The 2,100-nt window shown below is 29.2% G+C and carries 2 protein-coding genes and 1 pseudogene; 2 read left to right on the forward strand and 1 reads right to left on the reverse strand.

Annotation, left to right across the window (positions count from 1 at the left end; all coding sequences use genetic code 11):
- Positions 1 to 709 (forward strand): sensor histidine kinase (locus CCE28_RS21775; RefSeq protein ID WP_141228419.1); only part of this gene is annotated, 709 nt, incomplete at its 5' end.
- A gap of 76 nt (positions 710 to 785) precedes the next feature.
- Here the strand turns inward: CCE28_RS21775 and CCE28_RS23085 are convergent.
- Positions 786 to 869, reverse strand: a pseudogene (locus CCE28_RS23085) (IS3 family transposase); the annotation flags it as partial.
- Positions 870 to 1,193: 324 nt separating this feature from the next.
- On the opposite strand from CCE28_RS23085, the gene CCE28_RS21785 reads away from it, so the two are divergent.
- On the forward strand, positions 1,194 to 2,100 hold a 907-nt coding region (locus tag CCE28_RS21785), incomplete at its 3' end, for a cache domain-containing protein (protein ID WP_176461975.1).

Below are 2,100 nucleotides of genomic sequence, written 5' to 3' on the forward strand. Positions count from 1 at the left end.
AAATTTATCTACTAAAGAGGAGAAAAAGCATAATGATACTGATAAAATAAATATATATATGAATATGATAAAACAAAATAGTTATCGATTATTAAGATTAGTTAACAACTTAATAGATATTACGAGAATAGATTCGGGATTTATGGAATTAAGTCTTAAAAAGGAAAATATTGTGCAGATTATTGAAAATATAACTTTATCAACGGTTGAGTATGTAAAAAGTAAATCAAGGACCATAATATTTGATACGGACATAGAAGAGAAAATCATGATATTTGATCCAGAAAAAATGGAGAGAATTATACTTAACCTTATTTCAAATGCTGTAAAATTTACAAATCCAGGAGATAAAATAGAAGTTAATATTTGTGATAAAGATGATAAAATTCAAATCGTAGTAAGAGATACGGGTATAGGCATTCCTAAAGAAAAACAAAAAATAATTTTTGAAAAATTTGGTCAAGTTAAGCACTTGTATAATAGAAACCATGAAGGAAGTGGTATAGGATTATCCCTAGTAAAATCTTTAGTTGACATGCACTCAGGTGAAATATATGTAAAAAGTGAATTAGGGGAAGGGACTGAAGTAATTATTCAATTGCCTGTTAAGTTTCTTCATGAAGAAGAAGACATAAACTTAATCGAAGATTATACACAGTCAACTAATGTAGAAAAAATTAAAATTGAATTTGCAGATATATACGAATAAAGGGAAGGGATGGTTTTCAAAAACTTGAACTGAGACCTTGATCATAACACTATCAAGTGTACATGTAAAAAACGTATTATGGGACCTGATTTCTATATTCAATAGAAGTCAGGTTGTTTAGCTTTCCTTGGAATCTTTCATTATTATAAAAAAATATATATTTCTGTACAGTACGAAGAACATCCTCTCAGTAAATGGGGGGATTTTTAATTATCTAAAAACCCATAAGGATGTACAACAATTGAACATTCGACAAAAGGAGTGAAGTTTCGCTGAAGGAAATTGTAAATAAGTGCAGAAACTAAAATATACAAAATATTTCATCAATAGGTTGTATGAAATATGTGAAGATAGAAATTAACTTGTGGGGTATTAAGATTTTATCTTTATGCTGAAAGTCCTTTTAAAAAGAGAATATAAGATTACATAAAGTTAATGAGTAAAGATGAACTAAATTAAAATCAGCAAATTTAAGGAGGCACAAATGAAAAGCTTAAAGTATAAAATTATGACACCGGTATTTGTATTATCTACTATAGGAATTCTTATTCTATCCTTTTTTGCACATGGAATAGCTAAGGAAATAATCACAAGTTATGTGGAGTTAGCTGTAGAAGATAAGGCTGAAAAACTTGTGAGCTATGTAGATCATAAGCTTGAAGCCTGGGAAGGTCAATTGGAGCTATTAGCTTCAACTGATAAAGCAAAAAAATTAGATTATGAAGGTTTTTTAAAGCATATTTGGGATAAAAAAGATTTGTTTAAAGATCATGAAGTAGTTTTAATCTCTGATAGGAAGGGCGATTTTATAGCTTCAGATGGAACACGGGGAAATGTTGCAGACAGGACATATTTTAATAAGGCTTTGAAAGGAGAATCTGCAATATCTGCATTTAGCATTTCAAAAACTACTGGAAATCCAATCATAGTAATTTCAGTGCCTATTATGGATGATTATGAAAATGTAGTAGGGCTAGTGGCTTCAACAGTAAATTTATATCAAGTTACAGACATAATTAATGCTGAAAAACTAGGTGATTCGGGATATGCATATATAATTAATTCCCAGGGGTTAACCATAGCTCATCCTAGAAAAGAATTTTTGCTAAATGATACACTTGCAAAAAGTGAAAGTAACACTCTTCGTGAAATAATTGCAAAGATGAAAAATGGGAAAGAGGGAATAGGGTATTATAATTTTGAAGATATAAAAAAGATAATTGCATTTAAGCCTGTAAAGTCAGTTGACTGGACAATAGGAATGACTGCAAGTTTTGATGAAGTCAGTGAGAATGTGTCAATGCTTCAAAATAATATTTTGCTAATAGGAATTATTATAGTAATATCAATCCTCACATCATTATATTTTATTACTAATTCTTTAGTTAAAC

It is taken from the genome of Anaeromicrobium sediminis (genome assembly GCF_002270055.1).
Taxonomy (GTDB): Bacteria; Bacillota; Clostridia; order Peptostreptococcales; family Thermotaleaceae; genus Anaeromicrobium; species Anaeromicrobium sediminis.